We start from the raw sequence: 25,836 nt of genomic DNA, 5'->3' as shown, positions 1-25,836 counted from the left end.
GTCCGGCCATCCGCCGTTTCGGCAAACGGGTGACCGCGCCCCACCGCCCGTGACTCCCCCTCGGGGAACCGTCGTTGCCCCAACAACACCAGCTCTCTCACCCCTCTCCGAGCGCACGGCAATAGGCGAACGAAAGGGGTGCCTCGGCATGAGCCGACACGACACACAGAAGGGCAATAGATCCCAAATTGCTACGGTTCGCGTGTATATGCTCACACTAAGTAGTCAAGCCAGGGCTTCACGCCCCGGAAAGAAAGGGTCAATTCAATGCGCAAGTTTCAGCGCGTTGCGGTCGTAGCCGCAGCGGTCGCAGGGCTGTCCGCCTTCGGTGCCGGCGCCGGCACGGCCTCCGCCCACGAGGGCGGCTGGGACGGACCGGACATCACCGCGGTGGCCACCTCGCAGGCCAACGCCGTGGCCACGTGGGGCGCTCCGCACGGAAAGCACTCCGCTCCGCACCGGGCTGCCGCGCCGGAGGCCGCTCCCCAGGCCGCCGCTCCCCAGCCTGCTCCGCAGGCCGCCCCCCAGGCCGCTCCGTACGCTCCCCAGTACGCCGCGCCGGAGGGCTTCGGCGAGTACTCCACTCCCTACATCGCCAAGTAAAGAAGCGCCGAGAGTTCGATGCGCGAATTTCAGGGCACTGCGATTGTCGCCGTAGGCCGTTTCCCAGGCATATAGCATCGGAGCGTCACGGCAGGCGCATCGAATTTCATCGGACACTTTATGCACATCACACGATGTGAAGGCAGCCCGGACGCGCGGCAGACCCACCAGGGTGCGCGCCCGGGCTGCAGCAATGCCATCGCCGGACGCAGCTGATATCGCGCCGGGCGATGGCTCTGGCATTTCGGATCCGCAAAGGAACGCAGCACATGATCGGTCGACAGAAGATCGCAACCATCTCGGGGCTCGTCGGAACCCTCGCCGTGATCTACGGCGGCGCCGGGCAGGTGTACGCCGCAGTGCCCTCGAATGATTGCAAGACCTCCGCCCAGGGCGACATCACGTGTGTTCGCAAGAGCGAGAACGTCCACAAGGGCAAGGACGGCACTGTCGTCCAGCAGAAGCACGACTGCTCGACGGTCGAACGGCCGCGCTTGGTGTTCCCCCAGCACGGGGTGGGGAACAGCGGGACCACGAGGGTCGGGCCGGTCGTGGAGTGCTCCAACAATGTGCCGCTGCCCAAGGGGTTCAAGCTGCCTAAATTCGATTTCTGAGGCGCGATCGAAAAATGCCGGACCGGGATGTTCTCCCGGTCCGGCATTTTGCAGGGGAAGGGATCAGCCCTTACTGCCCCTACTTGCCACCGAAGGTGTTGTTGCAGCCCATGGACGAGCCCAGGCCGGTCTCCTGCGCGCCCGGGTTGCCCTCACCGTTCAGCAGGTTGCCGGCCGCACCGTCGAGGATGCCGACCTGGCCGAGGACGCTGACGTTGGCGTCGTGCGACTTGCAGGACGTGCTCTGCGCGACGTTGAGGGTCGGGCTGCTCTTGCGGCCTTCGTGATGCTTGCCGTGGTGGCCCCGGTCACCCGAACTCCAGCCGCCCGGGCCCCCGTCGGCGTGGGCGGTACCGGCGCCCAGGAGCCCGACGCCCCCGAGGGCGGCGACCAGAACGGCGGCCTTGCGGAGCTTGTGCATGTTCATCTCCGATGGAGTGAAGTGGTGCGATCCGTAACAGATCGACTTCGTACGGTTACAGAGGGTAATAAGAAGAATTTTGGAGCACTCAGCGGCACGCCGAATTCAGGCAATTCTCACCACCTTGGCCGATTCCGGTGAATTCCCTTTGCTTAATAATAAATAGCAATTTCACTACTACATGAAAAAGGCCCCGGCACCGAGCCTGAGACTCGATGCCGGGACCTGCTTTCCGGCCGTCGGCCGCCTGTGCGACCGTCGCGCGATTAGAACGCGCTGTTGTTGCAGCCCATGGACGAGCCCAGGTGCGTGTCCTGGCCGCCCGAGTTGCCCTCGCCGTTGAGCGCGTTGCCCAGCAGGCCGTTGAGGACGCCGACCTGGCCGAGGACGTCGAGGTTCAGGTCGTGCGACTTGCAGTTGGAGCTCTGCAGGACGCTGAACTTGCCCCCGTCCTTCTTGCCGTGACCGTCCTGGCCGTTGGCGGCGGCGGTGCCGGCGCTCAGGATCCCGACGCTGCCGAGGGCGACGATCACGACGGCGGCCTTGCGAAGCTTGTGCATGTCATCTCCGGTGGAGTGAGGTGTGGGTGCGATCCGCGAAAGATCGACTTCGTACAGTTACGGGAGGTTAATACGAAGTATCCCGAAATGTCCGGCGACGCGCCGGGTTTCGTGATCGCGCGGCAGAAGCACCCTGACGCCCCATCACATACGAACGGGCCCTTACGAGGTCGATCCTCGAAGGGCCCGTTGCGGGTCGATCAGCTGCCGTTCGGTCTGCTCAGGCGGACGGCCGCCTGTGCTGCCCTATCGCGTGGTGGTGGCGCGGGCGTGAGCGAGGGAGTTCGCCTGGCTGTTGGTCTGGCCGCAGTCGATGCCGCGGTTCTCGGCGGCGGCGAGTACGGCGACCGGGACAGCCGCGTTGAGCAGGGACTGCGGGCTGCACTCCTGGGACGGGCGGAAGAGGTTGGTCTGGCCGACCTCACCCTGCCCCGGGCCCGTGTGCGGAGCTGCCTGCGGGGAGATGTTCGGGCTGAGCTTCGGGTTGAACTGGGGGTTGACCTGCGGGCTGACATCGGCGCCCCGCGTCGGCAGCGCCATCCGCCGCGGGGCCGACGAGCCGGAGTTCTGCGACGTGGCCTGGGCGGAGGTCATCGAGGTGGCCTGGGCGTCCTGCTGCGAAACGGGCGGCGGAGCACCGTTGTACGCCACAGGGGCGGAGTGGCTGGGACCGGCACCGACGGCGGACAGACCTCCGGCTGCTGCGACGACGAGCGCGACCTGCTGAAGCTTGCGCATGAAACCTCGGCCCTTCATTGACCTGTGCACGGAACGTATTGCGTTGCTGATGACCAGTGCGGCTGTTGCTGGAACGAGCCAAGTGCGGCGTCAGTCACGTGAGTCGGGGTGTGGTCACCCATTTGCTGCGGCCCGAAAAACAGAACCGATAATCCGACCGATGGCAAATGAGTGACGGCTTTTCTCACCCCGTGACCAGGCCGGGGGAAATTTCGTTGCCAGCTGAGAGAGGGCAGCGATCATGAATCAGCCCAGGAGTTACCCCTGTTAGGGCGCAGCACGAACATCAGACTGATCGCACGCAAGACTGCACTGAATACAACGGATTTTCCCTGTACAGGTAATGAAGGGCCGAGGGGTTCCATGCGCAAGCTTCACAAGGCCGCGCTCGTCGTAGCAACGGCCGGCGGTCTGTCCGCCATCGGCGCCGGCGTCAGCCACGCCGACTCTCCCGGGTACGGCGGTTACACCGCGGCGCCTCCACCCCCGTACTACCCGGCACCTCAGTACTACGCCCCGGCGCCCGCGCCCCAGTACCAGGCGCCGCCGCCGCAGTACTACGCACCGGCACCCGCCCCGCAGTACCAGGCGCCCCCGCCGCAGTACTACGCGCCCGCGCCCGCCCCGCAGTACCAGGCGCCCCCGCCGCAGGCCACGGCGGTGGCCCGTTCGCAGGGCACGGCGGAGGTCAGCGGTCCGCAGTCCTACGCCCAGCCGGCGCCGCAGTACGCACCGCCGGCGCCCGCCCCGGCCCCGCAGCACAGCGGTCAGGCCTCCGCCGTCGCCACCTCGACCGGCAACGCGCAGGCCTCCAGCTCACCGCACGGCTCGCAGCACGCGCAGCGGCCGGAGGTCGTACCGCAGGTCTCACCGCAGACGGCGCCGCAGGTCACGCCGAAGGTCGCCCCGCAGCTCGACGTACCCCAGGTCTTCGAGCCGGAGCCCGCGCCGCGCGTCGCCCCGCAGGTGAACCCGCAGTTCAACCCCGAGGTGAACCCGCTCATCAACCCGCTGATCGCGCCGACCGGCGGCACACCGCAGGTGCCCGGGCTCGGCCTCGGTCAGGTCGCGGCGCCCCCCGTGGGTCAGTTGGGCCTGCCCCGACTCGGCTGATCGCCGCACCGCAGTTCGTCATTCCGCTCGTTCAGTTCATCCGCTCGTTCAACGGAGAAGAAATGCGCAAGCTTCAGAAGGCCGCTCTCGTGGGCGCCGTCCTCGGCAGTGTCGGCTCCTTCGGTGTCAGCCCTGCCGTCGCCCACGGGCCGGGCAACGACTTCGACGTCAACCAGAGCATCGAGTGCCGCTCGCACGACATGAACATCGACATCCTCGGCAGCATCGGCGCCATCAACGGCGCGCTGGGCAACGCGCTCAACGGCGAGGGGAACCCGGGTGCGCAGCCCACCGACCTCGGTTCGGACATGGGCTGCAACAGCGAAGCGTTCTGAGCAGACGGTTCGAGGCGATCGGCCTCGCAGTCCAACGCCCGCACCGTCACGGTGCGGGCGTTGGACGAGGAAGGGTAGGGCGACCTAGCGCATGAGACTGTCCTGTGCCGACGAGATGCTGCTGTTCAACGGGTGTCCGGGAGTTGTCGGCCTGGCGGCGGTCTTCGCCGGTGAGCAGCCCGATGTGGCGCGGGTGCGGGCGCGCGTCACCGAGCGGTGGGCGCATCTGGAGCGGATGAACTGTGTGCTCGACCGTCCGGAAAGCGGCGGCGGGCGCGCGCGGTGGGTCGTACCGGGACCGTTCGACCCCGACGTCCATGTCGTCCTGGCCCGGCACAAGGTGGACGACCTGTGGGCGCAGAGCGTGGACCGGCCGCTCGTCGGCGGGGTGCCGCCCTGGCGGCTGTACGTGGTCCCGGACGCGGCGTACGGCGGTTTCGCCCTGGCGCTCGTGGCGCAGCATGTGCTGCTGGACGGGCGCTCGCTGGCCACGTTGATGCGTTCGTTGATGGACAGTCCTGGAGCGGTGCGGGCGGCTGCCCGGCCGGCGCCGCTGTCGCGTGCCGGGCTGCGAGCTGTGGGCCGGGAACTCCGGGTGATGACGGCCGCGGGGCAGGCCCTGCCGATGCCGTCGCCGGGGCGGACGTACTCCTCGGTCGCGGTGAGCGCGCTGCCGGCGCAGACGGTCCGGGCCGCCCGTCGGCAGCCTGCCGACGGGCGGGGCTCGACGTTGAACGAGCTGCTGGTGGGCGCGGTGGCCGGGGCGATGCGGGATCAGTACGGTCCGGTACGGCGGTGGCGGCAGCGGGATGAACCCGTGTACACGGCTGTGCCGTGTGATCTGCGCAGCCGGGCCGATCCGGGCGAACTGGGCAATGCCCTCACGGTGATTCGGGTGCCGTTGCCCGTCGATGTGGACGGGCCCCTGGCGCGGCTGCGGGCGGGGCAGGCCGCGCTGGCCGCGGTTCCCGCACGGGCCGCCGTGCACGCCTCGGTGCTGTTTCCCGCCGCGGAAGCGGCACGGCGGACCGGCCCTTGGGTGACCAGACTTCTCACCAGCCGTGGTCGCCACTCCTGCTTCGCGGCGACCGCGACCACCGCCGTCAAGTGGCCCGGCGGCCCCAGCACGTTCCGGGGCCACGCGCTCGTGCGCACTGTGGGGCTGCCGCCCCTGCACCACCCGGGCACCGCCAGCTTCGCCCTGGCCCAGGCAGGGGACGCGGTCACGTTGACCGTGGTGTGCAACCTGCGCCCGGACGACGCGCGACGGCTCGCCGACGCGGTCGTCACGGAGTTTGAGACATGGGCTCGTACCTCGACGCCATCACTGTGAGCACCAGGAAACGGAGACGCTGCATGGACGTGGAACATGTGGACGTATGGGAAGCGCTGCGACCGCTGTGTGCGCGGGTGATGTCGGTGCCGGTGGAGGCGGTCCTGCCGCAGGCCCGGCTGGTGGCCGATCTGGGCGCCGACAGTCTGGACATCACCGAGCTGCAGGCGGCGTCGGAGGACGAGTTCGGGGTGTCCCTGCGCGGAACCGACACCTCCGGGGTGTCCACCGTGGGTGATGTCGCCGACCTCATCGTGAGGCTGCGCACCCACGCCGGCCACGGCCCCCTCGCCGCCCGGTGACGCCCGGCCACGCCGTCGCCGTCACGGGCCTGGGGGTTCGCTGCGCGGCCGGAGCGACGCCGGCCGCGCTGTGGGCGAGTCTGGTGGAGTGCCGTTCGGCGATCTCGCTGCATGCCTTCGACGAGAAGGGAGCAGACGAGGGAGCCGTCGTATACCCGGCGGGTCCGATGACCGACTTCGACCCGAGCGGACAGCTGACGCCCAAGGAGGTGCGGCGGGCGGACCGTTCGGCGCAGTTGGCGGTGTGTGCCGCCGTGGACGCCGTGGAGGATGCCGGGGGGCTGCATGTGCCGGCGGAGCGGCGGGCGGTGGTCACCGGGACCGGCTACGGCGGGGTGATCAGTCAGGAGAACGGCATCGGGCGGCCCGATGTGCTGTACGCGTCGCGGCTGATGCACAACGCGGGGGCGTACTGGGTCAGCGCCAAGCTCGGTATCACCGGCCCCAGTCTGACGGTCTCCACCGCCTGTGCCTCCGGGACGCATGCGGTGGGTGAGGCACTGCAGATGATCCGGGCGGGGGGCGCGGACGTGGTGGTGGCGGGGGGACACGAAGCTCCGCTGACCCCTACGACCGCGCTTGCCTTCGGCCGGTCCGGTGCGATGGTCACGGATTGCGAGGAACCCGCGTCCGCGTCACGGCCGTTCGACGAGGGGCGGCGGGGCTTCGTCCTCGCCGAAGGGGCGGCGTTCCTGGTGCTGGAACGGCTGGACCTGGCCCGCGCGCGGGGCGCCCGGATCTACGCCACGCTCACCGGGTACGGGCGCACCTCCGACGCCTACCACCTCACGGCACCGCATCCCGACGGCGCCGGTGCCCGGGCGTGCATGGAGCAGGCGCTCGCCGACGCGGGGACGACTGCGGACGCCGTCACCCATGTCAACGCGCATGGCACCGGCACCCAGTTGAACGACCTCGCGGAGGCGCAGGCCATCACCGCCCTGTTCGGCCCGGGTGGGGTGCCCGTGACCGCCCCCAAGGCGGTGACCGGGCATGCGCTGGGGGCGGCGGGAGCGGTGGAGGCCGTGATCGCGGCCTGGTCGGTGCGTGAAGGGCTCGCCCCGCCGACCGCCCATCTCACGCGGCTGGACCCCCGATGCGAACTGGACGTGGTCACGGCCGAGCCACGCAAGATCCCGGACGGCCCGGTGATCAGCAGCAGTTTCGCGTTCGGCGGCCACAACGCCTGTGCCGTGTTCGACTCGCCCGACGGTTGATCGACCGAGGCGGGGGCCCGGGCAGCTGCACCACCAAGGAAAGAGGCTGTGGAACATGAGGCTGTCGGCCTTCGACGAGGGGCACCTCCGCAATGGGCTGCCGGGGACGATCGGCATCGCCGCGGTGTTTCCCGGAACGCCGTTCGACCTGGAGCAGGTGCGGTCCCGAGTCCGCGAGCGATGGGGCGAACTGGACCGGATGAGCCAGGTGCTGCGGCCTCCCGCCGGGCCGGCGGCGCTGTCGGGCCACCGGTGGTCGGCCGCCCGGCCCTTCGATCCCGCCGCGCACATCACCGCCACTGACCAGGACCTGGACTCCCTGCTCACCGCGGGCGTCGGGCACCCGCTGCCGCCCGAACGGCCACTGTGGCGACTGCTGGTGGCCCCGCACGCCACCCCGGCGGGCGAGCACGCCATCGTGCTGCTCGCCCATCACGCACTGCTGGACGGCAGATCCCTGGAGACGCTCTTCCGGATGCTGATGGACGACGCCGCACCGCCGTCCGCGCTCGGACCGGCTACGGCAGCGGGGCGCCCGCGCATCAAAGCGGCCACCGTGCTCCGGGAGTTGCACCGCATCGGGGTCCCCAGCCAGCCCCTTCCTCCGACGCCCGCCGACGGCATGCGGCCGTCGGTGGCCATGGTCGGCCTCGACCCGCAGACCATGCGCACGGCCCGCCGCCAGCCGTCCGGCGGGCGCGGAGCGACACTCAACGAACTGCTCCTGAGCGCCTACGCCGGCGCCCTCCGCGCCTGCTACGGGCCCCTGCGCTCCTGGCCCAAGGGGCCGACCCCCCTGTACGCCACGGTGCCGGTCGACCTGCGGACCCGGCACAGCGCGGGGCAACTCGGCAACGGCGTCACCGTGCTGCGCATCCCGCTGCCCGTCGACATCGCCTCCCCGGTGGAACGTCTCCAGGCATGCCAGGACCTGGTCGCCGCGCTGCATCACCGCTGCGACGCCCACCGCGCGATCCTGCCCGCGCTGCAGGCCTCCGCGCGGACCGTGCCGTGGCTGGCCGAGGTGATGGCCAAGCGCCTGGCGCGCCCCGAGATCACCACCAGCCTGTGCACCGCGTTCAAGTGGCGGGACAGCCCCAGCCGGTTGTACGGCCGTCCCCTGGCGCGCATCGTTCCGCTGCCGCAGCTGTCCCCGCCGGGCACGGCGAACCTCTGCCTCGTCCACACCGCCGACGCCTACACCCTGACCGTCGTCAGCCATCTGCGGGCCGGCGACGCCGAGATGATCGGCGCCGCCGTGGCCCAGGAGCTGCAAGCGGTGGCGGCGTCCGGAGCCGCCCCCTCCCCGCGTCGTACGGAGCCGCGGCTCAGCGCCCCGACTCACGCTCCGCCCGCTGCCACGCAGCCTCCCGCAGCAGCCGCAGACCGTTGAGGCCGACCAGCACGGTCGACCCCTCGTGCCCGAGCACACCGAGCGGCAGCGGCAGCGTCCCCGCCAGGTCCCAGGTCACCAGCACCGCGATGAACACACCGGCGACCACCAGGTTCTGCACCACCAGCTGCCGTGCCCGGCGCGAGAGGGCGATCACCGCGGGCACCGTGGTGAGTTCGTCTCGGACGATCACCGCGTCCGCCGTCTCCAGCGCGAGATCCGAACCCGCGCGCCCCATCGCGACGCCGGAGTGAGCGGCGGCGAGAGCGGGGGCGTCGTTGACGCCGTCGCCCACCACCATCACCTTGCGGCCCGCGGCCTCCAGCTCCTTCACCGCGGCGACCTTGTGCTCGGGGAGCAGCCCGGCGCGTACGTCGTCGATGCCGACCTCGGCGGCCACGTGGGCGGCGGCGCGCGGGTTGTCGCCGGTGAGCAGCACGGGCTTGGTTCCGGTGAGGGCCGCGAGGGAGGTGATCGTGGCCGCCGCGTTCGGGCGCAGGCGGTCGGCGATGCCCAGCACTCCGGCCGGGGTGCCGTCGACCGTCACCAGGACCGCCGTACGGCCGTCGTCCTCCAGTCGCGCGACCAGGGCGGCCGTGTCACCTGTGTCGTTCAGCAGGCGTGCGGGGGCGCCCACGGCGACGGTGCGGCCGTCGATCCCGGCGGTCACCCCGACGCCCGGTGTGGAGTCGAAGTTCTCGGTCTCCGGCAGCGTGAGACCGCGTTCGCGGGCCGCGGCCACGATGGCGCGGGCCAGCGGGTGTTCGCTGGGGTGCTCGGCGGCTGCGGCCAGGGTGAGCAGGGCGGATTCGTCGAGGCCGGAAGCCGGCAGGGGGGTTACGTCCGTGACGCGCGGGGTGCCCTCCGTGAGGGTGCCCGTCTTGTCGAGGGCGACGGTGTCGACCTGGCCCAGGCGTTCCATCACCACCGCCGACTTGACCAGGACACCGTGGCGTCCGGCGTTGGCGATCGCGGACAGCAGCGGCGGCATGGTGGAAAGAACGATCGCGCACGGCGAAGCGACGATCATGAAGGTCATCGCCCGCAGCAGTGAGCCGGTGAGCGCGGCGCCGAGGGCGAGCGGTACGAGGAAGACGGCGAGGGTGGCAGCGACCATGCCGACCGAGTAGCGCTGTTCGACCTTCTCGATGAACAGCTGGGTGGGGGCCTTGGTCTCGGAGGCCTCCTCGACCATCCGGACGATCCGGGCGATCACGGAGTCGGAGGCGTCCCGCTCGACGCGGACGCGCAAGGCACCCGTGCCGTTGAGGGTTCCCGCGAAGACCTCGTCGCCGGGCTCCTTGGCGACCGGCAGTGGCTCGCCGGTGATGGTCGCCTGGTCGACCTCGCTGGCTCCGTCGAGCACGCGGCCGTCGGCGCCGACGCGTTCGCCGGGGCGTACGAGGACGATGTCGCCGACCCTCAACTCCTCCACGGCGACGGTCTGTTCGCCGCCGTCGGGGGTGAGGCGGGTCGCCGTGGCGGGGGCCAGGTCGAGCAGGCCGCGGACCGAGTCGGCGGTGCGGGCGGTGGCCAGGGCCTCCAGGGCGCCCGAGGTGGCGAAGATGACGATGAGCAGGGCGCCGTCCATGACCTGGCCGATGGAGGCGGCGCCGAGGGCGGCGACGATCATCAGCAGGTCGACGTCGAGGGTCTTGTCCCTGAGGGCCTTGAGGCCTTCCCAGCCGGGCTCCCAGCCGCCGGTGGCGTACGACAGGGCATAGAGCGGGCCCCAGGTCCAGGCGGGGGCGCCGGCCAGCTGGAGCGGCAGCGCGAGCAGGAAGAAGGCGGTGGCCGCGACGGCCCAGCGGGCCTCGGGGAGGGCGAGGACGCGGGTGCGGCGGCGGATGGCTTCCGGCGGCCGCGGCGGCGCGGTCCGGTCCGCCGTCGGCTGGGTGAGGGTGGAGGGCATGGGCGCGGGTGTCCTTCACGAGGGCATGACGAGGGGGCGGTCGGCCGTGAGTCCGGCGCCGCTGTTTTCACCGTACAGGATTATATGAAGACCCATTCATACGTTCATGGATGGGCGTCCGTAGGATGAAGACCATGGGCCACGGAACGGACGCCAAGACCTCTGCCACGGCACGGGAACGCCTCGAAGCCGTGGGCGCCGCAGACGTCGCCACCACGCTGCAGGCCCTCGCCACCCCGTCACGCCTGCGGATCCTGGCCCGGCTCCAGGAGGGCCCGTGCGCGGCCACCGAGCTCGCGGACGCCGTGGGCATGGAACAGTCCGCCTGCTCGCATCAGCTGCGGCTGCTGCGCAATCTGGGGCTGGTGACGGGTGAGCGGCGCGGCCGGTCCGTGATCTACGCGCTCTACGACAACCACGTGGCCGAATTGCTCGACCAAGCCCTCTATCACGTGGAGCATCTGCGGCTGGGGTTGCGGGACGCTCCGGCGGAGGTCCTCGAAAATTTCGGCGAAGTTCACACCGGTCCAGGTACTGACAGACCAGGTGAACGCCAGGTACCGTCCTGACCCAGTTCACTTATGTGGACTACACCACAACGGAACCACCCGTAGTGGCACCACCTTCCTACAACGGATCGTCCGGCACGTTCCTGCCGGTAGAAGGGGGCCCATTCACCATGGCCACTGTCTCGTTCGAAAAGGCGACCCGGATCTACCCGGGCACCGAGAAGCCCGCCGTCGATGGTCTGGACATCGAGGTCGGCGACGGCGAGTTCCTCGTCCTCGTCGGTCCCTCCGGCTGCGGCAAGTCCACCTCGCTCCGGATGCTCGCGGGGCTCGAGGACGTCAACTCCGGCGCCATCCGCATCGGCGACCGCGACGTCACCCACCTCCCGCCGAAGGACCGGGACATCGCCATGGTGTTCCAGAACTACGCGCTCTACCCGCACATGACGGTCGCCGACAACATGGGCTTCGCGCTCAAGATCGCGGGCGTCAACAAGACGGAGATCCGCCAGAAGGTCGAGGACGCGGCGAAGATCCTCGACCTCACCGAGTACCTCGGCCGCAAGCCGAAGGCCCTCTCCGGTGGTCAGCGCCAGCGTGTCGCCATGGGTCGCGCCATCGTGCGTGAGCCCCAGGTGTTCCTCATGGACGAGCCGCTGTCGAACCTCGACGCCAAGCTCCGTGTCTCCACGCGTACGCAGATCGCGTCGCTGCAGCGCCGTCTCGGCATCACCACCGTCTACGTCACCCACGACCAGGTCGAGGCCATGACGATGGGCGACCGCGTCGCCGTGCTCAAGGACGGTCTGCTCCAGCAGGTCGACTCGCCGCGCAACATGTACGACCGCCCGGCCAACCTCTTCGTCGCCGGCTTCATCGGCTCCCCCGCCATGAACCTGGTCGAGGTCCCGATCACCGACGGCGGTGTGAAGTTCGGCAACAGCGTGGTGCCCGTCAACCGCGAGGCGCTCAGCGCCGCCGCCGACAAGGGTGACACCACCGTGACCGTCGGTGTCCGCCCCGAGCACTTCGACATCGTCGAGCAGAACGGCGGCGCCGCGGCGTCCCTGACGAAGGACAGCGAGGACGCCCCGGCGGGCCTCGCCGTCTCCGTGAACGTCGTCGAGGAGCTGGGCGCCGACGGCTACGTCTACGGCAGCGCCAAGGTCGACGACGTCCTGAAGGACCTGGTCGTCCGTGTCAGCGGGCGTGCGGTGCCGGAGAAGGGCGCAACGCTGCACGTCGTGCCGCGGCCGGGCGAGACCCACGTGTTCTCGACCTCCACGGGCGAGCGTCTCACCGACTGACGCACTGACGGCTCGCGCCGAGGACAGGAAGTACAACCCCGGGTAATTCACCCAGGTTGACGAAGAGGGCCCCGCAGAGCGCTGCGGGGCCCTTCTCGTTGTCGACAAATACCCCGGCAGACCGGTCATTTCGAGTGCCGTACGTCAACGCCGTGCCCGATTCGAGGCGGTTCTCTATCCCCCGAACCGGTGACTGAATGTCGCCAAATCATTACCGGACGCTACCCTCACTCGCGTGAAGCACTCCACTACTCAACAGACGCGACGCGGCCGGGGCCCCGCCCGCCGGATCGGCCGCTCCCTCGCCCTCGTCCTGCCCGTCGTCCTGGTTCTCTCCGGGACCCTCGCGGTCACCCGAGTCAACTGGTCGGGGACCTCCTCGAGCTCGGTGCTCACCGCGTCCTCCGAGGACCTGGCCGCGCCGGCCAAGAAGCGCGCCCCCCAGGAGGTGCTGCGCCGGCAGCTCCTGACCGAACTCCAGGAGAAGGACCCGGGCATCGCGCTCACCCACCTCCAACAGGCGGTCAACGAGCGCCCGTCCCTGGCCAAGCACTGCGCCTCCCTCGCCCGCGAACTCGGCCGCGCCGCGGTCCGCGTCTACGGCGCGAACCGGGCCCAGTCCTTCTCCCGCCCGGTCTGCGACACCTCGTTCGCCTCGGGGGTCGCGGGGGCGCACAGCTGAGAGTCAGTGGTTGCCGCCAGAAGCGGCGCACGGGGAGCCGTAGGGGCGCGCCGGTGTCGAGCAGCGCAAAATAAGGGGCGCGGGACGCGACGTACAGTTCGGTCATGACCGATCCGAACGCCGCGTCTCGCCCTGTCCAGGCCGTCGTCCTGGCCGGGGGCCAGGGCTCCCGGCTGCGCCCCTACACGGACGACCGGCCCAAGCCGATGGTCGAGATCCCCGGAACGGGGACGCCGATCATCGGCCATCAGCTTGTCTGGCTCGCCGAGGAGGGCGTCACGGACGTGGTGGTCAGCTGCGGCCACCTTGCCGACGTCCTGCAGAAGTGGCTGGAGTCGGCGGAGCTTCCCGTGCGGGTCACGACCGTCGTCGAGACCGAGCCGCTCGGGCGCGGCGGGGGCCTGAAGTATGCCGCCGCGCACCTTCCCCATCCGGACCAGCACTGGTACGCCACCAACGGCGACATCTGGACCCGGTTCTCGCTGCGTGACATGGCCGACTTCCACGCCGAGCGGGACGCCATAGCGACGCTCGCGCTGGCCCGGCCGCGGATTCCGTGGGGGGCGGTGCGGACGGACGGGTTCGGTCACATCACGGACTTCATCGAGGCGCCGCCGTCGACGTTCGAGATCAATGCGGGGGTGTACGTGTTCTCTCCCGAGTTCGCCGGGATGTTGCCGGAGCGGGGGGATCATGAGCGGACGACGTTTCCGCGGTTGGCTCGGGAGCGGCGGTTGGCGGGGTTTCCTCTTCCGCAGGGGGCGTATTGGCGGGCCATTGATACGGCGAAGGATTTGACCGAGGCTGCGAAGGAACTCCGTGGGCTGCGGGGTGGGGGCCTCTAGGTCGTTCGTCGGGTGCGGGTTTGTGGGGGCTTGTCGCGCAGTTCCCCGCGCCCCTAAAGGGGCGCTGTAGTCCCCGTATGACGAAGGGGTCCCGCGTATTTCGCGCAGGACCCCTTCTCGTATGACAGGCCTCTCTAGCCCAACAGGCCGCCCACCAAGCCCGGTTCCTCGGGGGTGGTGTCTCCGCCGCCTCCGGTGCCGCCCGGGGTGCCGGTGGTGCCGCCTGAGGTGGGGCCCGTGCTGGTGCTGGGGGCCTCGTCGGCTGGGGAGGACTGTTGGGGTGGGGCCTGGCCGGCGGTGCCCTGGGTTTGGCTGGGGGAGCCGGGGAGGGTGCCGGTGTCTCGGGTGGCGTCGGGGGTGGTCGCGGCGTCGGAGGGGCTGGCCGTGCCTGAAGTGGCGCCCTGGGTGGGTGGGTTGGAGGCGCTCGGGGTGCGTTCCTGGGCGCTGGTGCCGGGCTTCTTCGGGAGCGGGGAGCCCGGGAGTTCGTTGCGGGGTGCCTCGCCGGGGCCGGGGACGACCACGCGGTCGGCGTCGCGGACGGCGCCGCCGAGCAGGGAGCCGACGAGCAGGGTGAGGCCGATGACGACGGTGGCGATGAGGGCGCCGCGGCGCAGGACGTACTGGCGCAGCTCCCAGATGTCGGCGCGGGGGCCGAGACGGCGCCAGGCGCCGCCGGCGAGGCGGCCGTCGATGGAGTAGACGGGGGCGCCGGCGATGATCAGCGGGGACCAGGCGGCGAGGTAGATGATGTCGGGGGCGTCGTAGGCGGGGACGCTCTTCCAGCTGACGGTGACGAGCAGCGCGGCCGACAGCAGCGCCCCGACGACCGCGGCGACCCGCTGCCAGCAGCCCAGGACCGTGAGGACGCCCACGATGACCTGGAAGAAGGCGATGACCAGGCCGGAGCCCACGGGGTGCTCGAGGGCGAACTGGCGCAGCGGCTCGGCGACTTCCCACGGGTGCAGGGTGTTGAGCCACTTGGTCATGGAACCGCGTTTGCCGCCGTCGAAGTAGACGGGGTCGCAGAGCTTGCCCATGCCGGCGTAGATGGAGATGAAGCCGAGGAAGATGCGCAGCGGGAGCAGGACGACGCCGAGGTTCATCCGGCGGCCGGGGTAGTAGGCGTGCCGGGCCGGGTCGTCGCCGTGGCGCTTGCTCGGCGCGTCGGTGTCCGGCTCGTCGTCGTCCTCGTAGCCGTGGTCCTCGTCGAACCGCTCGCGCTGGTAGGCGGGTTCGTCGTAGGCGCTGCCGGCCGAGCGCATCTGGGGCAGGAGCCGGGTCTCGCCGGCGTCGGGGCTGCCGCGCTGGGCGCCGACGATCGGGGTTTCGAGGGTCTGCTCCGTGAGGTCGTCGCCGTAGCCGTGCCGGTAGCCGCCCTCGTCGATGCGCGGGATGACCTGGGTGGCTCCCGCGGCGTCGGAGGCGGGCTCCTCGCCGTGCCGGACGCTGCCGCCGCGCACCGCCTGGAGCAGCCGGTGCGCGCCGGTGTCGTCCGGGTCGGACTTCCCGCTCCAGACGACGGGGGCGCGGCGGCGGGCGCCCGGGGCGGAGGCGGCGGGGATGCGGGCGGTGTCCTCGGTGGCGCTCAAGTGCCGTGCGACCCGCGGGGATTGAGTCCGCCGGGTCGAGGCTCCCAACTGCACGCGGAAGCTCACATGATTGACGATGACCTGCGCCGGATCGCTCGGCACCTTCACCATGCTCAGCGCGGGAGCGTCGTCGTATCCCGACGAGCGGTCCCCCGTGGGTGTGCGGGGTGTTCTGGTGTCCACACTCAACTAACCGAGTGACATGGAGTTAGGACACTGCTTTGACTCGCCGGAAGTGTCCGGACCGCGTCAAGGTTGTCCTGGACGCCGGGATTACCCCGCACGGGCGAGCCCGTGAACGGGTGTTCAGACCCGGCGCCGGGCCGCCTCGTACAGCACGATGCCCGCCGCCACACCGGCGTTGAGCGACTCGGCGCCGCCCGGCATCGGGATCCGTACGCGGAAGTCGCAGGTTTCGCCGACGAGTCGGGACAGGCCCTTGCCCTCGCTGCCGACGACGATGACGACCGGGCCGCCGAGGGCGTCCAGCTCGCCGATCTCCACCTCGCCGTCGGCGGCGAGGCCGACGACCGTGATGCCCGCCTTCTTGTACGACTCCAGGGCGCGGGTGAGGTTCGTGGCGCGGGCGACCGGGGTGCGGGCGGCGGTGCCCGCGGACGTCTTCCAGGCTCCGGCGGTCATGCCGGCCGCGCGGCGCTCCGGTACGACGACGCCGTGGCCGCCGAAGGCGGAGACGGAGCGGACGACGGCACCGAGGTTGCGCGGGTCGGTCACGCCGTCGAGGGCGACGATGAGCGGGTCCGCGCCCGCGTCGGCGGCCGCGGCGGCGAGGTCCTCGGGGTGGGCGTACTCGTACGGCGGGACCTGGAGGACCAGGCCCTGGTGGTTGAGGCCGTTGGTCATGCGGTCCAGTTCGGGGCGCGGCGCCTCCATGAGGTGGATGCCGCCGCGCTCGGCCGCGAGCTGGAGTGCCTCGCGGACGCGCTCGTCGTTGTCGATGAACTGCTGGACGTACAGCGTGGTGGCGGGCACGCCCTCGCGCAGCGCCTCGTAGACGGGGTTGCGGCCGACGACCAGCTCGGACGCCGACTTGCCGCCGCGGCCGCGGGGCGCGGGACGCCGTACCGACTGCTTCGCCTTTGCGGTGGCGACGCGGTTCTTCTTGTGTCCCTTGCGCATCTCGGCGGGCGGGGTGGGGCCCTTGCCTTCCAGGCCCCGGCGCCGCTGGCCGCCACTGCCGACCTGCGCGCCCTTCTTGCCGGACATGCGGCGGTTGTTGGCTGCCATGACCTACCTGTCTGTTCTCGGAGCACGCCGGAGCATGCGTATGTGCGTCTATGCAGTGTGCCGCCCGGACGGCCGGGCGGCACAATCGATCAAGAAAGGCTCAGCGCGGACCGAGCGTCCAGCGCGGGCCCGTCGGGCTGTCCTCGATGACCAGACCCGACTGGTTGAGCTGGTCGCGGATGGCGTCGGCGGTGGCCCAGTCCTTGCGGGAACGGGCCGCTTCACGCTGGTCGAGGACCAGGCGTACGAGGCTGTCGACGACGCCATGGAGATCCTCGCCCCGGTCGCTCTCCCCGGCCCAGTGCGGGTCGAGCGGGTCCAGGCCGAGGACGCCGAGCATGGCGCGGACCTCCGCGAGGCGGGCCACGGCGGCTTCCTTGTCGTCGGCCGCGAGCGCGGAGTTGCCCTGCCGAACGGTGGTGTGGATGACGGCGAGCGCCTGCGGGACGCCCAGGTCGTCGTCCATCGCCTCGGCGAAGGCGAGCGGCACCTCGGGAGCGGGGTCCACGGCTCCCCCGGCCAGGTCGACGACGCGCTGCACGAAGCCCTCGATCCGCGCGAACGCCGACTCGGCCTCGCGCAGGGCCTCCTCGCTGTACTCGATCATCGAGCGGTAGTGCGGGGTGCCGAGGTAGTAGCGCAGGACGATGGGCCGCCACTGCTTGACCATCTCGGAGACCAGCACCGAGTTGCCGAGCGACTTCGACATCTTCTCGCCGCTCATGGTGACCCAGGCGTTGTGCAGCCAGTACCGGGCGAACTCGTCGCCGTAGCCCTTGGCCTGGGCGATCTCGTTCTCGTGGTGCGGGAAGATCAGGTCGATTCCGCCGCCGTGGATGTCGAAGGCGGAGCCCAGGTACTTGTGGGCCATCGCCGAGCACTCCAGGTGCCAGCCGGGGCGGCCCCGTCCCCACGGCGTCTCCCACGACGGCTCGCCGGGCTTCGCCGCCTTCCACATGGCGAAGTCACGCTGGTCCCGCTTGCCGGTCTCGCCCTCGCCGGAGGGCTGGAGCAGGTTGTCCAGCTCCTGGTTCGACAGCTGGAGGTACTCCGGGAACGACCGCACGTCGAAGTAGACGTTGCCGTCGGCCTCGTAGGCGTGTCCACGCTCGATGAGGCCGCGCATCATCTCGACCATCTCGGTGATGTGGCCGGTGGCGCGGGGCTCGTACGTCGGCGGCAGGCAACCGAGGGCGTTGTAGCCGTCGTTGAACGCGCGCTCGTTCTCGTAGCCGATGGACCACCAGGGGCGGCCCTGGTCGGCGGCCTTGGCGATGATCTTGTCGTCGATGTCGGTGACGTTGCGGATGAACGTGACGTCGTAGCCGCGGTACTGGAACCAGCGGCGCAGGATGTCGAAGTTCAGGTAGGAGCGGACGTGTCCGATGTGCGGTGCGGCCTGCACGGTGGCGCCACACAGGTAGATCGAGACACAGCCCGGCGTGAGCGGGGTGAAGTCACGGATCTGCCGGGCGTTGGTGTCGTACAGGCGAATAGTCACGGTGTCCAGAGTAGTAGGCGGTGAGGGGTGTGCGGGAACGTTGTCGGGTGCGGGCCGGTGGGGGCTGGGCGCGCCCACGCGGCGGAGCCGCATATCGATACAGCCCCGCGCCCCTTTAGGTGGGACCAGTCAGCCCCTCTTGACCACCAACGCCGTTGCCACTGCCATCAAGCCCTCGCCCCGACCCGGAAACCCCAGCCCGTCCGTCGTCGCCCCCGACACCGACACCGGTGCACCCGCCGCATCCGACAGGATCTTCTGGGCCTCTTCCCGGCGCTTGCCGATCTTCGGCCTGGTGCCGACCAGCTGGACCGCGATGTTGCCGATCTGGAAGCCGGCGTCGCGGACGATGCGGGCGGCCTCGGCGAGGAGGGTGATTCCGGAGGCGCCGGACCACTCGGGGCGGCCCGTGCCGAAGTGCTGGCCCAAGTCGCCCAGCCCGGCGGCCGAGAACAGCGCGTTGCAGGCCGCGTGGGCGACGACGTCCGCGTCGGAGTGTCCGGCCAGGCCCGGGCCCTCGCCCTCCCACTTCAGGCCGGCGCACCACAGGTCGCGGCCGTTCTCGAAGGCGTGGATGTCGGTGCCGATGCCGACCTGGGGAAACGGTGCCTCAGAAGCCATCGTTCAGCCTCCTGCGGGCGAGGACGGCCTCCGCGAGGACGAGGTCGAGGGGGCGTGTGACCTTGAAGGCCTCCTCGTGGCCGGGCACGACGACGACCCGCGACCCCAGGTGCTCGACCATGCTCGCGTCGTCGGTGACGTCGTCCGTCACCGTCTCGTGTGCCCGGACCAGCGTCGCCCGGTCGAAGCCCTGCGGTGTCTGCACGGCGCGGAGACGGGAGCGGTCCGGCGTGGCGACGACCGGCTCGGGGTCGCCGGGCGCCGGCGCGGGCTCGACCTGCTTGACGGTGTCGGCGAGCGGAAGGGCGGGCACCACGGCCGGCGCGCCTTCGCGGACCGCCTCGATCACGGCGTCCACCGTGTCCACGGGGACGAGCGGCCGGGCCGCGTCATGCACCAGCACGATGTCGTACTCGGGGGGCAGGGCGTCCAGGCCCAGCTTCACCGACTCCTGGCGGGAGTCGCCGCCGGGCACGACGAGGAAGTCCGTCCGCTCCGGCAGCGCATGGGCGTCCAGCATGGACTTGACCTCGCCGGCGCCCTCCGGCGGAGCCACGACGACCACGAGGGAGACAGCACGGGACGCGGCCATCGCGCGCACCGCGTGGATCAGCATGGGGGTGCCGCCCAGCGCACGGAGTGCCTTGGGGGCGCCCGGACCGAGGCGTACACCCCGACCTGCGGCCGGAATCACGGCCGCGGTGCGTGCGGACGCGGGCGAAGGGCGCGAATCGTCAGACATCGGTTCCTGTCAGGTTTGTGTGCTCGGCCTACTTGGGTATGGCCACACCGTGCCGGGCGCGACGCCTTGACCGGAACCCTTCCGTGACCCCGGTCGAGCCAGCTGCCCGGGCCCGGCACGCCAAGTACGGGGGTCCCCTTCCTCGGCGTACGGATTGCGTACGACATCACCGCGCGGTGTCCGCGGCAGCGCTGGGCGCGAACATGCCGCAGCGCCCGGCGACAGAACATACGTCATCGGGCACCGCGGCATTTCCATGTGACTTGAGGCAGTACGGCGTGGTTGTCGCCTGCGTCAGGACGCGAGGACCTCGTCGAGCAGGGCCTCGGCCTTGTCCTCGTTCGTGTTCTCCGCGAGGGCGAGTTCGCTCACCAGGATCTGGCGGGCCTTGGCGAGCATGCGCTTCTCACCGGCGGAGAGTCCACGCTCGCGCTCACGACGCCACAGGTCACGTACGACTTCCGCGACCTTGATGACATCGCCGGAGGCGAGCTTCTCCAGATTTGCCTTGTAACGACGAGACCAGTTCGTGGGCTCCTCGGCGTACGGCGCGCGCAGCACCTCGAAGACCCGGTCCAGCCCGTCCTGACCGACCACATCACGCACGCCGACGAACTCCGCATTGTCCGCTGGCACACGCACCGTCAGGTCACCCTGGGCGACCTTCAGCACCAAGTAGGTCTTGTCCACGCCTTTGATCTGGCGAGTTTCGATGGCCTCGATCAGCGCGGCCCCGTGATGGGGATAGACCACGGTGTCGCCAACCTTGAACGTCATGTGACAGGTACCCCTTCCGTGGCTATCCAGAGTAACACGGAAACGGCGGGTTCTGAATGGCGTTTTCGCAGGTCAGGGCATATCTCGGGGCTTGACAACAGCAACAGGAACGTGCTTCGCGGGCCGAGTGGAAGAAGGTATTCGCAGGTCGGAGCGGCTCTCCGGGGGAAGTGAAACGCGTACGTTACACACATCCGGAGGCCCCTCCAAGTGGACGAACGTCCCCATATGTCCGGTTCCAAGTGCTCGACTTCCGCTACTCCGTTCGGTGCCTGGAGTGGGGTACGCGACGAATCCGGAATTGATCACAGGGGACCGGCGCGGCGGTCGGTGATCAATTCTCTGGGCGGCCGCGCATTCCTTCACGGAAAGTTTGTGCACCGGTGGTTCGACTATGCCGTCGCGATCTCGGCCACTTATGTGAATGGCCGACGAGTGCCGGTGCAAAGTGACTCGTGAGTCACTTCCGCGAGTACGCCGACCGCCGCCCGGTGAGGGAAGCGGGGCTCTTGGGGAGGGTCGGGTGCGGTCGCGCGGGAACGGGTCGGTAGCCTAAGGCCGCTGACAGACACTTAGGGCGGATTTACGCGCCCGCCCCGTTCGAGTCAAGGAGTTGCCGCCGCCGTGAGCAGCAGCCTTCGACGCGGCGCCCTCGCCGCCGCCGCCATCGCGTTCTCGATCGCCTCGCTCTCCGCGTGCGCGGCCGGCAACAACGCCCAGACCCTGGGGGTCAAGCCGGACAACGCCGCCACGACCGTCGGGGACATCAAGATCCAGAACGCCGTGGTCATCACCCAGCCCGCCGAGGAGTCGACCGGCCCGGCGGCGATCTCCGCGACCGTGTTCAACAGCGGCAACACGGCGCAGACGCTCGACTCCATCACCGTGGAGGGCGCCGGCACCGCCGAGCTGACCGCGGCCAAGGGCAAGAACCTCTCGATCCCGGCCGGGGGCTCGCTGCTCCTCGGCGGCGAGAACAACGCCTCCGCCGTCCTCACCGGCAGCCGCGAGGCCATGAAGGACGGCGACGCCCAGAAGGTCACGTTCACCTTCTCCACGACCGGCGACGTGAGCCTGGAGGCCTTCGTCGTCCCGGCCGAGCACTACTTCTCCAGCTGGGGCCCGACCGAGGTCCCGGCAGCGCCGGGCGGCTCCGGGAAGCCCGGCGAGGGTGCCTCGGGCTCGCCCTCCGGGTCGGCCTCCCCCTCCGGCGACGTCACTCCGAGCGACGCCGCCTCCGGGAGCGCCACGCCCACCGGGTCCGCCTCGGACGAGGCCGCCGGCCACTGAGCAGCCGTACGACGATGAAGGGCGGGACCTCGCTGGAGGTCCCGCCCTTCATCGTCGTACGAACGCGGTGGTGCGGCTCGAGTGCGCCGGGGGCCGTCCGTCGGCGCCGGCCACCTCGGTTTACGGCTCGAACTTGTAGCCCAGGCCACGCACCGTCACCAGGTACCTGGGCGCGCCCGGGTCCGGTTCGATCTTGGCGCGGAGGCGCTTGACGTGGACGTCGAGGGTCTTGGTGTCGCCGACGTAGTCGGCGCCCCAGACGCGGTCGATGAGCTGCATGCGGGTGAGGACGCGGCCGGCGTTGCGCAGGAGCATCTCCAGGAGGTCGAACTCCTTGAGGGGGAGGTCGACCTTGGAGCCGGAGACCGTCACGACGTGGCGGTCCACGTCCATACGGACCGGGCCCGCCTCCAGGGCGGCCGGGGTCACCTCCTCCGGCTCGCCGCGGCGGCGCAGGACGGCCCGGATACGGGCGACCAGCTCGCGCGACGAGAAGGGCTTGGTGACGTAGTCGTCGGCTCCTATTTCCAGGCCGACCACCTTGTCGATCTCGCTGTCCTTGGCGGTCACCATGATGACGGGGACGTTGGAGCGTCCGCGCAGCTGACGGCAGACCTCGGTGCCGGGGAGGCCCGGCAGCATCAGGTCGAGGAGGACGAGGTCGGCGCCGTTGCGCTCGAACTCGTCGAGTCCGTCGGGCCCGGTGGTCGCGACGGCGACCTCGAAGCCCTCCTTGCGGAGCATGTACGACAGGGCGTCGGAGAAGGACTCCTCGTCCTCGACGACGAGCACTCGGGTCACGGAAGGACCTCCGGGGCGGGAAGCGGTTCGTACTGGGATGAATCAGGGGAATCAGAGGACGGGACGGCGGGTGCGGACTGTCCGGCCTCGTCGTCGAGGGCGGAGTGCTGCGTCGCACGGTCACGGGCGACACCCGCCTCCGGCAGCCGCAGGGTGAATGTGGAGCCCTGTCCCTCGGAACTCCACACCGAGACCTCCCCACCGTGCGAGGCGGCCACGTGTTTGACGATAGCCAGCCCGAGGCCCGTACCGCCTGTGGCACGGGAGCGGGCGGGGTCGACGCGGTAGAAGCGCTCGAAGACGCGCTCCTTGTCCTTCTCCGAGATACCGATGCCCTGATCGGTCACGGCGATCTCGATATGGGCACCGCCTGACGCGGTCACCTTACGGGCGGCTATGCCGACGCGGGTGCGGGCGGGCGAGTAGTTGACGGCGTTCTCGACGAGGTTGCCGAGGGCCGCGGCGAGCTGGCCGCGGTTGCCCCAGAGGTGCAGGTCGGCGGTCCCGCCGGCGGCCATGGTGATCTGCTTGGTGCCGGCCGCGTGCCGGCAGCGGTCGATGGCCTCGGCGACGAGTTCGTCGACGCGGACCGGCTCGGCGTCCTCCAGCGGGTCGTCGTTCTGCACCCGGGAGAGGTCGATGAGTTCCTGGACCAGGTTGGTCAGGCGGGTCGCCTCTATCTGCATACGGCCGGCGAAGCGCTCCACGGCCTCCGGGTCGTCCGAGGCGTCCATGACGGCCTCGGAGAGGAGGGAGAGAGCGCCCACCGGCGTCTTCAGCTCATGGCTGACGTTCGCGACGAAGTCGCGCCGTACCGCCTCGATGCGTCTGGCCTCGGTGAGGTCCTCGACCAGGAGCAGTACGAGGCGGGAGCCGAGGGGCGCGACGCGCGCGGAGACGGCCAGGGCCTCGCCCCGGCCGGTTCCTCTCCTCGGCAGGTCCAGCTCCACCTGGCGTATCTCTCCGTCCCGCCGGGTGTCGCGGGCCATCTGCAGCATCGGCTCCACGGCGAGCTTGCCGCCGCGGACCAGGCCCAGGGCGTACGCCGCCGAGCTGGCCTTGACCACGGCGTCCCCCTCGTCGAGGACGACGGCCGAGGAGCGCAGCACGGACAGCACCGTGTCGACGCCCGGTGGCAGGACCGGGTCGGTGTGCAGAGAGGTTCTCGTGGGTCGCTTCTGGTCGCGTTCGCTCCAGCGGAACGCCAGCATGGCGATGACACCGGTGAGCACACCGGCGATCGCTGCCGCTGCGGCGACCGCCGCGTTCACGTCCATGCATCCAGGTTAGGCATGGGATAGTCCATGCCCACAGCCATCGGAGTGCGACCTCGAACACTCGTCGCCCAGAGTTCACCTTGGAGCTAGGGTTGGTTCATTTGGGGTGGCGAAAACGGACGCGTACGGGCCGGAACGTGGAAGCGTGGGGTGCGAAGCGCCGGTTTCAGCAGAACCTGATGCACCGGGCCCGGCCCCCGGCTGCCACTGAAACAGACGTACGAGAGGAACCCTGATGCGGGACGCGTACCACGAGGAACTCGACTCGATCGGTGACGGTCTGGTCGAGATGGCCCGGCTGGTCGGATCAGCGATCGGGCGCGCCACGACGGCGATCCTCGACTCCGACCTGAAGCTGGCCGAGAGCGTCATCGAGGGCGACAAGAAGGTCGACGAGCTCCAGCACGACCTCGAGGCCCGGGCCATAGCCCTGCTGGCGCGCCAGCAGCCGGTGGCGACCGACCTGCGCATTGTCGTCACCTCGCTGCGGATGTCGGCCGACCTGGAGCGCTCGGGCGACCTGGCCCAGCACGTGGCCAAGCTGGCCCGGCTGCGCTTCCCGGAGCGCGCGGTCCCCCACGACCTGCACGCCACCATCCTGGAGATGGGCCAGCTCGCCCAGCGCCTGATGGCGAAGGCCGCCGAGGTCATCATCACCAAGGACGTCGACCTGGCGATGCAGCTCGAGCAGGACGACGACGAGATGGACCTGCTGCACCGCACGCTCTTCCAGCACCTCCTGGACGAGAAGTGGAAGCACGGCATCGAGACCGCCGTCGACGTCACCCTGCTCGGCCGCTACTACGAGCGCTACGCCGACCACGCCGTGGCCGTCGCCAAGCGCGTCGTGTTCCTGGTCACCGGCGAGCACGCGGACGAGCTCCAGTCCGACATCCAGCCGGACATCCAGCCGGTGACGGGCGCGGAGGGCTCCTGAGACTCCGCACGGGGGCCTGAGGCTTTCGCACGGGGGCGTGCGTCAGAGCCTCCGTGCGCCGTTGATGCGACCGGCTGGGCGGGCATGGAATGGGCACAGGCTCCAGCCTTGAGGAGGGACCATGGCCGAATCCCCCAGCATCTCCGGTACGACACCCGACCCCACCCAGGAACGTCCGACCGAGCAGCCCGCCGAGATCAAGAGCCTGACCTTGATCGGCGCGTGCGGCTGCGGCTCGGGCTGCCAGTGCGGATGCCAGTCCGGCAATCCGTGCCAGTGCGGCTGACCGACCCGTTCTTCGCAGGGGCCCCGGCATCGCGCCGGGGCCCCTGCGCTGGTTGGTACGGCCGTACGGGCGCAGCATGGAGGAAGAGCACGCGCAGCGCACGGGCGAGAAGGAGGTGCGAGGCCATGGCTCAGTTCATGGACGTACACACCGGGATGAAGGGCATTACGGCCGAACAGCTCAGGGAGGCCCACCAGGCGGACCTCGCCATCGAGAAGGAAGAGGGCGTCCACTTCGAGCGGGCCTGGGCGGACCCGGAGTCCGGCATCGTCTACTGCCTCTCCGAGGCGCCTTCGGCCGAGGCGGTCCAGCGCATTCACGAGCGGGCGGGGCACAAGGCGGACGAGGTCCACAGGGTTCCGCTGTCGATCTGACGGCCAGTGATGTGAGGGGCCGACCTTTGGCGGTCCCTCACATCACCGGCGCCCCGATGGCGAGCAGGTTCCCCTCGCTGTCCCGGAACCACGCACCGCGTTCGCCGCGTGCGCCGGTGCTCGGGTAGTTGCCCTCGACTTCGAGGATGCCGTCCACGGTCCGCCCGCCGCCGTACAGCGCGGGCATCTCGACGTCCTCGAACTCCACGCCGCGCGCCTTGAGTTCGGCGACGACCGCCTCGATGTCGTCGACCTTCCACGCCATCTGGGTGAAGGTGCCGGGTGAGGATCCCGCCGACTCGAACACGATGAACTCCACACCACCGGTCCGGTACTTCAGCCCGCCGGGCCGCTCCTCGACGGGCTCAAGACCGAGCCGCTCGGAGTAGAAGCGCCGCGCCCGCTCCAGATCCCGCGCGGGCAGCCGGGTCGCCGGTGTCGCACCGGCCAGCAGGTTCGTGTGATGCGCGTCCGCTGCGTCCATACGTCCACTGTGCCGCGAGCGGGGC

General features: G+C 70.3%; 29 protein-coding genes. 16 read left to right on the top strand and 13 right to left on the bottom strand.

The window, feature by feature from the left end; all coding sequences use genetic code 11:
* Positions 1 to 267: 267 nt before the first annotated feature.
* Together OG828_RS27280 and OG828_RS27275 are read left to right on the top strand one after the other, a co-directional pair.
* Positions 268 to 603, top strand: a complete 336-nt coding sequence (locus tag OG828_RS27280) for a hypothetical protein (RefSeq protein ID WP_328362270.1) — start codon at positions 268 to 270, stop codon at positions 601 to 603.
* Positions 604 to 872: 269 nt separating this feature from the next.
* A complete protein-coding gene (locus OG828_RS27275) occupies positions 873 to 1,217 on the top strand; it encodes a hypothetical protein (protein WP_246886026.1) in 345 nt (114 codons plus the stop codon).
* Between the two features lie 79 nt (positions 1,218 to 1,296).
* On the opposite strand, the gene OG828_RS27270 is transcribed toward OG828_RS27275, so the two are convergent.
* The 3 genes from OG828_RS27270 to OG828_RS27260 all read right to left on the bottom strand — a co-directional run bounded on the left by OG828_RS27270 (position 1,297) and on the right by OG828_RS27260 (position 2,936).
* Complete coding sequence (locus OG828_RS27270; protein ID WP_328502584.1) at positions 1,297 to 1,638, bottom strand: hypothetical protein; 342 nt, start codon at positions 1,636 to 1,638, stop codon at positions 1,297 to 1,299.
* Between the two features lie 266 nt (positions 1,639 to 1,904).
* Positions 1,905 to 2,198, bottom strand: a complete 294-nt coding sequence (locus tag OG828_RS27265; protein ID WP_328362262.1) for a hypothetical protein — start codon at positions 2,196 to 2,198, stop codon at positions 1,905 to 1,907.
* A 246-nt stretch (positions 2,199 to 2,444) separates the two neighbouring features.
* Positions 2,445 to 2,936, bottom strand: a complete 492-nt coding sequence (locus tag OG828_RS27260; protein WP_328362259.1) for a hypothetical protein — start codon at positions 2,934 to 2,936, stop codon at positions 2,445 to 2,447.
* A 363-nt stretch (positions 2,937 to 3,299) separates the two neighbouring features.
* Here OG828_RS27260 and OG828_RS27255 point away from each other — a divergent pair, with 363 nt between their 5' ends.
* The 6 genes from OG828_RS27255 (at position 3,300) to OG828_RS27230 (ending at position 8,629) form a co-directional block, all read left to right on the top strand.
* Positions 3,300 to 4,049 (top strand): hypothetical protein, encoded by a 750-nt coding sequence (locus OG828_RS27255; protein ID WP_328362256.1) that lies wholly within the window; start codon positions 3,300 to 3,302, stop codon positions 4,047 to 4,049.
* A gap of 62 nt (positions 4,050 to 4,111) precedes the next feature.
* Entirely contained in the window at positions 4,112 to 4,384 is a 273-nt protein-coding gene (locus OG828_RS27250) for a hypothetical protein (protein ID WP_301981997.1), read from the top strand.
* Between the two features lie 91 nt (positions 4,385 to 4,475).
* Entirely contained in the window at positions 4,476 to 5,717 is a 1,242-nt protein-coding gene (locus OG828_RS27245; protein ID WP_328502583.1) for a wax ester/triacylglycerol synthase domain-containing protein, read from the top strand.
* A gap of 23 nt (positions 5,718 to 5,740) precedes the next feature.
* The gene (locus tag OG828_RS27240; RefSeq protein WP_328502582.1) at positions 5,741 to 6,019 is read left to right on the top strand and encodes an acyl carrier protein; all 279 of its coding nucleotides are present in this window, start codon (positions 5,741 to 5,743) and stop codon (positions 6,017 to 6,019) included.
* Positions 6,016 to 7,236 (top strand): beta-ketoacyl-[acyl-carrier-protein] synthase family protein, encoded by a 1,221-nt coding sequence (locus tag OG828_RS27235; RefSeq protein ID WP_328502581.1) that lies wholly within the window; start codon positions 6,016 to 6,018, stop codon positions 7,234 to 7,236. The genes OG828_RS27240 and OG828_RS27235 overlap by 4 nt, the downstream gene beginning before the upstream one ends.
* A gap of 55 nt (positions 7,237 to 7,291) precedes the next feature.
* Entirely contained in the window at positions 7,292 to 8,629 is a 1,338-nt protein-coding gene (locus OG828_RS27230; protein WP_328502580.1) for a wax ester/triacylglycerol synthase domain-containing protein, read from the top strand.
* Here OG828_RS27230 and OG828_RS27225 read toward each other — a convergent pair.
* Positions 8,565 to 10,541 (bottom strand): heavy metal translocating P-type ATPase, encoded by a 1,977-nt coding sequence (locus tag OG828_RS27225; RefSeq protein ID WP_328502579.1) that lies wholly within the window; start codon positions 10,539 to 10,541, stop codon positions 8,565 to 8,567. The two genes, OG828_RS27230 and OG828_RS27225, sit on opposite strands and share 65 nt — an antisense overlap.
* Positions 10,542 to 10,675: 134 nt before the next feature.
* On the opposite strand from OG828_RS27225, the gene OG828_RS27220 reads away from it, so the two are divergent.
* From OG828_RS27220 to OG828_RS27205, 4 genes are all read left to right on the top strand, one after another.
* A complete protein-coding gene (locus OG828_RS27220) occupies positions 10,676 to 11,110 on the top strand; it encodes an ArsR/SmtB family transcription factor (RefSeq protein WP_328362239.1) in 435 nt (144 codons plus the stop codon).
* Between the two features lie 110 nt (positions 11,111 to 11,220).
* The gene (locus tag OG828_RS27215; RefSeq protein ID WP_328362236.1) at positions 11,221 to 12,357 is read left to right on the top strand and encodes an ABC transporter ATP-binding protein; all 1,137 of its coding nucleotides are present in this window, start codon (positions 11,221 to 11,223) and stop codon (positions 12,355 to 12,357) included.
* 235 nt (positions 12,358 to 12,592) lie between these two features.
* Entirely contained in the window at positions 12,593 to 13,039 is a 447-nt protein-coding gene (locus OG828_RS27210; RefSeq protein ID WP_328362233.1) for a hypothetical protein, read from the top strand.
* A gap of 104 nt (positions 13,040 to 13,143) precedes the next feature.
* Positions 13,144 to 13,884, top strand: a complete 741-nt coding sequence (locus OG828_RS27205; protein ID WP_328502578.1) for a nucleotidyltransferase family protein — start codon at positions 13,144 to 13,146, stop codon at positions 13,882 to 13,884.
* A gap of 134 nt (positions 13,885 to 14,018) precedes the next feature.
* On the opposite strand, the gene OG828_RS27200 is transcribed toward OG828_RS27205, so the two are convergent.
* The 6 genes from OG828_RS27200 to OG828_RS27175 all read right to left on the bottom strand — a co-directional run bounded on the left by OG828_RS27200 (position 14,019) and on the right by OG828_RS27175 (position 20,362).
* The gene (locus tag OG828_RS27200) at positions 14,019 to 15,656 is read right to left on the bottom strand and encodes a DoxX family protein (protein ID WP_328442411.1); all 1,638 of its coding nucleotides are present in this window, start codon (positions 15,654 to 15,656) and stop codon (positions 14,019 to 14,021) included.
* Between the two features lie 123 nt (positions 15,657 to 15,779).
* Positions 15,780 to 16,721 carry a 23S rRNA (guanosine(2251)-2'-O)-methyltransferase RlmB gene (gene rlmB, locus OG828_RS27195; protein ID WP_328439992.1) on the bottom strand — a complete coding sequence of 314 codons (942 nt, stop codon included), beginning with the start codon at positions 16,719 to 16,721 and terminating at the stop codon, positions 15,780 to 15,782.
* A 100-nt stretch (positions 16,722 to 16,821) separates the two neighbouring features.
* Positions 16,822 to 18,222, bottom strand: coding sequence for a cysteine--tRNA ligase (cysS, locus tag OG828_RS27190; RefSeq protein ID WP_328439991.1), 1,401 nt, complete (start codon positions 18,220 to 18,222; stop codon positions 16,822 to 16,824).
* Positions 18,223 to 18,351: 129 nt separating this feature from the next.
* Positions 18,352 to 18,843, bottom strand: a complete 492-nt coding sequence (ispF, locus tag OG828_RS27185; protein WP_328502577.1) for a 2-C-methyl-D-erythritol 2,4-cyclodiphosphate synthase — start codon at positions 18,841 to 18,843, stop codon at positions 18,352 to 18,354.
* Positions 18,833 to 19,585: a 2-C-methyl-D-erythritol 4-phosphate cytidylyltransferase gene (gene ispD / locus OG828_RS27180; protein ID WP_328502576.1), complete on the bottom strand. Its 753-nt coding sequence runs from the start codon at positions 19,583 to 19,585 to the stop codon at positions 18,833 to 18,835. The genes ispF and ispD overlap by 11 nt, the downstream gene beginning before the upstream one ends.
* 294 nt (positions 19,586 to 19,879) lie before the next feature.
* Entirely contained in the window at positions 19,880 to 20,362 is a 483-nt protein-coding gene (locus tag OG828_RS27175) for a CarD family transcriptional regulator (RefSeq protein ID WP_003953493.1), read from the bottom strand.
* A 624-nt stretch (positions 20,363 to 20,986) separates the two neighbouring features.
* Between OG828_RS27175 and OG828_RS27170 the strand changes: the two genes are divergently transcribed.
* The gene (locus tag OG828_RS27170) at positions 20,987 to 21,652 is read left to right on the top strand and encodes a copper chaperone PCu(A)C (protein WP_328502575.1); all 666 of its coding nucleotides are present in this window, start codon (positions 20,987 to 20,989) and stop codon (positions 21,650 to 21,652) included.
* Between the two features lie 120 nt (positions 21,653 to 21,772).
* Here OG828_RS27170 and OG828_RS27165 read toward each other — a convergent pair whose 3' ends face one another.
* Positions 21,773 to 22,453 (bottom strand): response regulator transcription factor, encoded by a 681-nt coding sequence (locus OG828_RS27165; RefSeq protein WP_015659563.1) that lies wholly within the window; start codon positions 22,451 to 22,453, stop codon positions 21,773 to 21,775.
* Positions 22,450 to 23,730: a sensor histidine kinase gene (locus OG828_RS27160; RefSeq protein WP_328439987.1), complete on the bottom strand. Its 1,281-nt coding sequence runs from the start codon at positions 23,728 to 23,730 to the stop codon at positions 22,450 to 22,452. Before OG828_RS27160 ends, OG828_RS27165 begins: the two co-directional genes overlap by 4 nt.
* 235 nt (positions 23,731 to 23,965) lie before the next feature.
* Between OG828_RS27160 and phoU the strand changes: the two genes are divergently transcribed.
* The 3 genes from phoU (at position 23,966) to OG828_RS27145 (ending at position 25,327) form a co-directional block, all read left to right on the top strand.
* The gene (gene phoU / locus OG828_RS27155; protein ID WP_328502574.1) at positions 23,966 to 24,667 is read left to right on the top strand and encodes a phosphate signaling complex protein PhoU; all 702 of its coding nucleotides are present in this window, start codon (positions 23,966 to 23,968) and stop codon (positions 24,665 to 24,667) included.
* A gap of 121 nt (positions 24,668 to 24,788) precedes the next feature.
* Positions 24,789 to 24,953 (top strand): hypothetical protein, encoded by a 165-nt coding sequence (locus OG828_RS27150; RefSeq protein WP_301982014.1) that lies wholly within the window; start codon positions 24,789 to 24,791, stop codon positions 24,951 to 24,953.
* A gap of 125 nt (positions 24,954 to 25,078) precedes the next feature.
* Complete coding sequence (locus OG828_RS27145) at positions 25,079 to 25,327, top strand: SCO4226 family nickel-binding protein (protein WP_328502573.1); 249 nt, start codon at positions 25,079 to 25,081, stop codon at positions 25,325 to 25,327.
* 37 nt (positions 25,328 to 25,364) lie between these two features.
* Here OG828_RS27145 and OG828_RS27140 read toward each other — a convergent pair whose 3' ends face one another.
* Complete coding sequence (locus OG828_RS27140) at positions 25,365 to 25,811, bottom strand: VOC family protein (protein ID WP_328502572.1); 447 nt, start codon at positions 25,809 to 25,811, stop codon at positions 25,365 to 25,367.
* Between the last annotated feature and the right edge of the window lie 25 nt (positions 25,812 to 25,836).

Source organism: Streptomyces sp. NBC_00457 (assembly GCF_036014015.1).
Taxonomy (GTDB): Bacteria; Actinomycetota; Actinomycetes; order Streptomycetales; family Streptomycetaceae; genus Streptomyces.
This window is presented reverse-complemented; position numbering and strand designations above follow the sequence as displayed.

Bases quoted from the DNA above. Each gene is read 5' to 3' on its own strand.
- OG828_RS27280 (WP_328362270.1), top strand. From the start codon at position 268: ATGCGCAAGTTTCAGCGCGTTGCGGTCGTAGCCGCAGCGGTCGCAGGG.
- OG828_RS27275 (WP_246886026.1), top strand. From the start codon at position 873: ATGATCGGTCGACAGAAGATCGCAACCATCTCGGGGCTCGTCGGAACC.
- OG828_RS27270 (WP_328502584.1), bottom strand. From the start codon at position 1,638: ATGCACAAGCTCCGCAAGGCCGCCGTTCTGGTCGCCGCCCTCGGGGGC.
- OG828_RS27265 (WP_328362262.1), bottom strand. From the start codon at position 2,198: ATGCACAAGCTTCGCAAGGCCGCCGTCGTGATCGTCGCCCTCGGCAGC.
- OG828_RS27260 (WP_328362259.1), bottom strand. From the start codon at position 2,936: ATGCGCAAGCTTCAGCAGGTCGCGCTCGTCGTCGCAGCAGCCGGAGGT.
- OG828_RS27255 (WP_328362256.1), top strand. From the start codon at position 3,300: ATGCGCAAGCTTCACAAGGCCGCGCTCGTCGTAGCAACGGCCGGCGGT.
- OG828_RS27250 (WP_301981997.1), top strand. From the start codon at position 4,112: ATGCGCAAGCTTCAGAAGGCCGCTCTCGTGGGCGCCGTCCTCGGCAGT.
- OG828_RS27245 (WP_328502583.1), top strand. From the start codon at position 4,476: ATGAGACTGTCCTGTGCCGACGAGATGCTGCTGTTCAACGGGTGTCCG.
- OG828_RS27240 (WP_328502582.1), top strand. From the start codon at position 5,741: ATGGACGTGGAACATGTGGACGTATGGGAAGCGCTGCGACCGCTGTGT.
- OG828_RS27230 (WP_328502580.1), top strand. From the start codon at position 7,292: ATGAGGCTGTCGGCCTTCGACGAGGGGCACCTCCGCAATGGGCTGCCG.
- OG828_RS27225 (WP_328502579.1), bottom strand. From the start codon at position 10,541: ATGCCCTCCACCCTCACCCAGCCGACGGCGGACCGGACCGCGCCGCCG.
- OG828_RS27220 (WP_328362239.1), top strand. From the start codon at position 10,676: ATGGGCCACGGAACGGACGCCAAGACCTCTGCCACGGCACGGGAACGC.
- OG828_RS27215 (WP_328362236.1), top strand. From the start codon at position 11,221: ATGGCCACTGTCTCGTTCGAAAAGGCGACCCGGATCTACCCGGGCACC.
- OG828_RS27205 (WP_328502578.1), top strand. From the start codon at position 13,144: ATGACCGATCCGAACGCCGCGTCTCGCCCTGTCCAGGCCGTCGTCCTG.
- rlmB (WP_328439992.1), bottom strand. From the start codon at position 16,721: ATGGCAGCCAACAACCGCCGCATGTCCGGCAAGAAGGGCGCGCAGGTC.
- ispF (WP_328502577.1), bottom strand. From the start codon at position 18,843: ATGGCTTCTGAGGCACCGTTTCCCCAGGTCGGCATCGGCACCGACATC.
- ispD (WP_328502576.1), bottom strand. From the start codon at position 19,585: ATGTCTGACGATTCGCGCCCTTCGCCCGCGTCCGCACGCACCGCGGCC.
- OG828_RS27175 (WP_003953493.1), bottom strand. From the start codon at position 20,362: ATGACGTTCAAGGTTGGCGACACCGTGGTCTATCCCCATCACGGGGCC.
- OG828_RS27160 (WP_328439987.1), bottom strand. From the start codon at position 23,730: ATGGACGTGAACGCGGCGGTCGCCGCAGCGGCAGCGATCGCCGGTGTG.
- phoU (WP_328502574.1), top strand. From the start codon at position 23,966: ATGCGGGACGCGTACCACGAGGAACTCGACTCGATCGGTGACGGTCTG.
- OG828_RS27150 (WP_301982014.1), top strand. From the start codon at position 24,789: ATGGCCGAATCCCCCAGCATCTCCGGTACGACACCCGACCCCACCCAG.
- OG828_RS27145 (WP_328502573.1), top strand. From the start codon at position 25,079: ATGGCTCAGTTCATGGACGTACACACCGGGATGAAGGGCATTACGGCC.
- OG828_RS27140 (WP_328502572.1), bottom strand. From the start codon at position 25,811: ATGGACGCAGCGGACGCGCATCACACGAACCTGCTGGCCGGTGCGACA.